The 3,558-nt window shown below is 64.6% G+C and carries 4 protein-coding genes; 1 reads left to right on the top strand and 3 read right to left on the bottom strand.

Translation table 11 applies throughout. The features are described 5' to 3' along the window. Positions 1–189 precede the first annotated feature (189 nt). A complete protein-coding gene (locus B1C78_RS16400; protein ID WP_077280238.1) occupies positions 190–1,164 on the top strand; it encodes a DUF1028 domain-containing protein in 975 nt (324 codons plus the stop codon). A 3-nt stretch (positions 1,165–1,167) separates the two neighbouring features. Here the strand turns inward: B1C78_RS16400 and B1C78_RS16405 are convergent, their stop codons facing one another. The 3 genes from B1C78_RS16405 to B1C78_RS16415 are packed head-to-tail and all read right to left on the bottom strand — an operon-like array spanning position 1,168 to position 3,520. Beyond that, complete coding sequence (locus tag B1C78_RS16405) at positions 1,168–1,518, bottom strand: STAS domain-containing protein (RefSeq protein ID WP_245795475.1); 351 nt, start codon at positions 1,516–1,518, stop codon at positions 1,168–1,170. 45 nt (positions 1,519–1,563) lie between these two features. After that, the gene (locus B1C78_RS16410) at positions 1,564–2,439 is read right to left on the bottom strand and encodes an STAS domain-containing protein (RefSeq protein WP_077280239.1); all 876 of its coding nucleotides are present in this window, start codon (positions 2,437–2,439) and stop codon (positions 1,564–1,566) included. After that, the gene (locus tag B1C78_RS16415; protein ID WP_139349993.1) at positions 2,432–3,520 is read right to left on the bottom strand and encodes a PP2C family protein-serine/threonine phosphatase; all 1,089 of its coding nucleotides are present in this window, start codon (positions 3,518–3,520) and stop codon (positions 2,432–2,434) included. Before B1C78_RS16415 ends, B1C78_RS16410 begins: the two co-directional genes overlap by 8 nt. Positions 3,521–3,558: the final 38 nt, after the last annotated feature.

Consider the following 3,558-nt stretch of genomic DNA (forward strand, 5'->3'; position numbering starts at 1 on the left):
TCATAGAAGGGCGGGCCGTGGCCGCCGCCGCGGCGTTGATCCCCGACACCGTATGGCGGCCATGCATCACCCAATCATTCTTGGCGTGCTTTGCGGCTTCGCGAGAGAAATGTCCTTTGACTTGATTTCCTTCGTGCACTTCGTGTGCTTCGTGGTTGAACAGGACACGCGTCACCGGAGCACAACGTCATGAACAAGCCGGCACATCGAATCGGCCGTCCGGGAGGCACCACTCCGGGCGGTCAGCCCGTCGCCACCTACTCCATCGTCGCGCGGGATCCGGACACCGGGCATCTCGGCGTAGCCGTGCAGTCCCATTACTTCTCCGTAGGCAGCCTGGCACCCCACGCGCGGGCCGGCGTGGGCGCGGTGACCATCCAGTCCTTTGCCAAGATGTATTACGGCAGCGAAGGCCTGCGCCACATGGCCGAGGGGGAGAGCGCCGGGCGGGCGCTGCGGTCCCTGCTGGCGAAGGACCATCACGCCGATTACCGGCAGGTGGCGATGGTGGATGCCCAGGGAACGGTGGCAGCGCACACCGGCAACCTGTGCATCCCCGAGGCCGGTCACCATCTGGGTGACGAATTCGCCTGCCAGGGCAACATGCTGCTCAACAAGGACACCTGGTGTGCCATGGCAGAGGCGTTCGAGGGCACGCAGGGAGAACTGGTCAACCGCATGCTGGCGGCCCTGGAGGCCGGCGAGGGGGCGGGCGGCGACCTGCGCGGCAAGCGCTCGGCGGCGGTGATCGTGGTCAACAGCCGGTTCACGGGTGATCCGGAGGAAGACATCGCCTTTGATCTGCGCGTGGAGGACCACGCGCAGCCGCTCACGGAACTGCGGCGCCTGATGGTGCTGAAGAAGGCCTTTCAGCACAACAATCAGGGCGGCCATTACCTGCGCAACAGCGACTTTGAATCCGCCGTGCAGGAATTCTCCATTGCCGAATCACTGGCGCCGGATCATCAGGAACTGGTCTTCTGGCGCGCCGTGGCGCTGGTCAACGCGGGCCACATGGACGAGGCCGAGCCCATGTTCGAACGCTTGTTCAGATCGTCCGACACCTGGCGCCTCATGGTGCAGCGTATCGCGCATTCCCGGTTCCTTCCCGAGAATCCCGAGGTGCTGCAGCGGATTCTGTCGCTGCCGGGCGAGAGCGGGTGATCGTCAGCGGGCCCGGTCCACGTTGAGCGCGCAGGCGAACGGCGGCGTCTCGTTCAGGGTATGCGCCAGGGCATAGGCCGCTGAAGGCGTCATGCCCGCAACCACCATCTCCACACCGCAGATGGCACAGATGGCGTGCACCGACTTGAGCCAGTCGTAGTAGACCCCGTCGATCACGGGTACCGTGGCAAGATCGTAGATCAGGCGCCGCGCCTCCTGCACCTGCAGGTAGGACGCGAGCGGTTCCAGGTAGGCGTCCGCATCCGTCGGGTCCAGACCATCGCCCGGCTCCAGCAGCACCACCGCCCCGCCAATGGGGGTCAGGTGCATGCCCTGGATCCTCTCCTTGCTCATCGTATCCGTTCCGGCACCGAGCGCACGTCTATACTTGGCCGCCCATCAATGGCCGGCGACCACTTGGACATTGAGGTACTTGAAGGCCTCCTTGAGGCCTTCCGCCAGGGTGGAACGCGTGAGGACGTCGCCCAGCTCGATGTTCAGGCTGGTCAGCGCCCGGGCAATCTCCGGGCGAATGCCGGTAAGGATCGCGCTTGCGCCCATCAGACCCACGGCGCGAATCATCTGTACCAGGTGATGGGAGACCTGGGAATCGATGGCCAGTACGCCGGTCACGTCCATGACCACCACCCGCGCCCGGTCCTGCTCGATGCGCTCGAGCAGTTTTTCCATCACGATCATGGTGCGCGATGAATCGAGGGTGCCGATAATGGGCAGCGTGAGCACCCCGTCCCAGATCTCCGTGATCGGGGTGGAGATCTCGCGCAGTTCCTCCTGCTGCGCCTGGATCGTGCTTTCCTTCTGCTCGAGATAGACACGGTAGACATCGAGGATGATGTCGTTGAAGACGCCGGCCAACAGCAGCAGGGTTTCCTTGAGTTGCTGCCCGGACAACTCGCCCTCCTCGCCGAGCCCTTCAATAATCACGTGCTGCATGAACTGGATGTAGCGCACGAACTCTTCCATGCTTCCGCCGCGCACCTGGATCTGCTGCGACATGGTGGTAAAGAACTGGCGGAGTGCCTTGAACTCGGCGCTGCGTCGGTCCACCTTCGCGCCGCCCTGCAGGAGCATCACGAACAGTTCGAGGAATTCGACGCTGTAATCGTTGATCTCGTCCTTGGAGAGGATGTTCCCCTGCACGAAGATGTTCTTGCCGCGTTCCTCGATGACGGCCGAGATCCTGCCGACGTTGAGCATCAGCTGCTCGATCAGGATCTGATCGGCGCCCTTGGGTTTCGCGGGTTGTTTAGCCATGCCTCTCCCCCTTCGCGGGTGTGCTGCGAATCACGAATATCGATTTGTCGTCGTTGCCCCTGCCGAGCACCTGCCCCAGCAGCAGCGCGATCAGCTGCGGATGCAGGCGCCACAGGGACGGAAAACTGCCCAGCGTCCAGGTGCGGCGGATGCCGTCGGAGCAGGTCATGAGCAGGGCATGGGCCGGAAAAGTCATGTCCGTCTTGTCGAAACTCCGGTGCGCATGGCCCAGCACACCGGGCGAGAACGTGACGTTGCGCTTCTCCCCGTTGCAGACCAGGTAGGCGTTCATGTCACCCACCCCGCAGACCCGGGCACTCGGCCCCGCCGCATCGACCTCACCGGCCAGCGCCACCGCGCCGCGACCGCCGCGAAGCCGTTCGCTCAATGCCCCCAGCGTCTCCTGCAGGTCGGCGTCATGCAGCGACACGTGACAACTGCGCGAGACCGCGCTCTGTGCCTCGGCGCCGTGACCCAGACCATCCATGTGCAGCCAGCGCAGGCGGCCGCCCGCCTGGTCCAGACTCAGGCAATCGCCGTTGTACGGCCCATCCTGGTAGGCACGCAGGTATTGCCCTGTCTGAAATGCCGCGGCACTGCGTGGACCAGGATAGAAACGCGCCCAGACTGCCGTGCCGTGCCACGGCGCATCCGCCGCCACTCCGGCGGGCACCGTATAGAACTCCGATTCGTGGGCCAGTCTGCGGATCGCACCCAGACCCTTGCCCATGGTGCCGGACGTGGTGTAGCCATCCTCCAGCGCACGGGGCAGGTTCGGTATGCCCGGACCGAAATCCATGGCAAACAGGTCAATGGCCGTCACGGGGTGCGTGGTCTCCCAGATCTGTATCAGCCCGGCGCCCCCGGCGTACTTGACCTGGTTGGTCACCATCTCCTTGCACACCAGTTCCATCTGCTCGCGCGCCACCTCGGCAAACCCCATGCGCCGGGAAACCGCGCGCAGCTTGGAGAGCAGCAGCACCTGGCCACTGCCCCCGCCCGCCCCCTGTTCGGTGAGCAACCGTATCGGCACGCCGGAGTTCAGCATGCCGTTGGCTTCACTTTGGGCGCGGCCAGCCATTAGCCCGGATGTCTCGCCGGGATCGCGGGAGCAGGCGA

This window comes from Thioalkalivibrio denitrificans (genome assembly GCF_002000365.1).
In the GTDB taxonomy this organism is placed as follows: domain Bacteria; phylum Pseudomonadota; class Gammaproteobacteria; order Ectothiorhodospirales; family Ectothiorhodospiraceae; genus Thioalkalivibrio_A; species Thioalkalivibrio_A denitrificans.

Bases quoted from the DNA above. Each gene is read 5' to 3' on its own strand.
- B1C78_RS16405 (WP_245795475.1), bottom strand. From the start codon at position 1,518: ATGAGCAAGGAGAGGATCCAGGGCATGCACCTGACCCCCATTGGCGGG.
- B1C78_RS16400 (WP_077280238.1), top strand. From the start codon at position 190: ATGAACAAGCCGGCACATCGAATCGGCCGTCCGGGAGGCACCACTCCG.
- B1C78_RS16410 (WP_077280239.1), bottom strand. From the start codon at position 2,439: ATGGCTAAACAACCCGCGAAACCCAAGGGCGCCGATCAGATCCTGATC.
- B1C78_RS16415 (WP_139349993.1), bottom strand. From the start codon at position 3,520: ATGGCTGGCCGCGCCCAAAGTGAAGCCAACGGCATGCTGAACTCCGGC.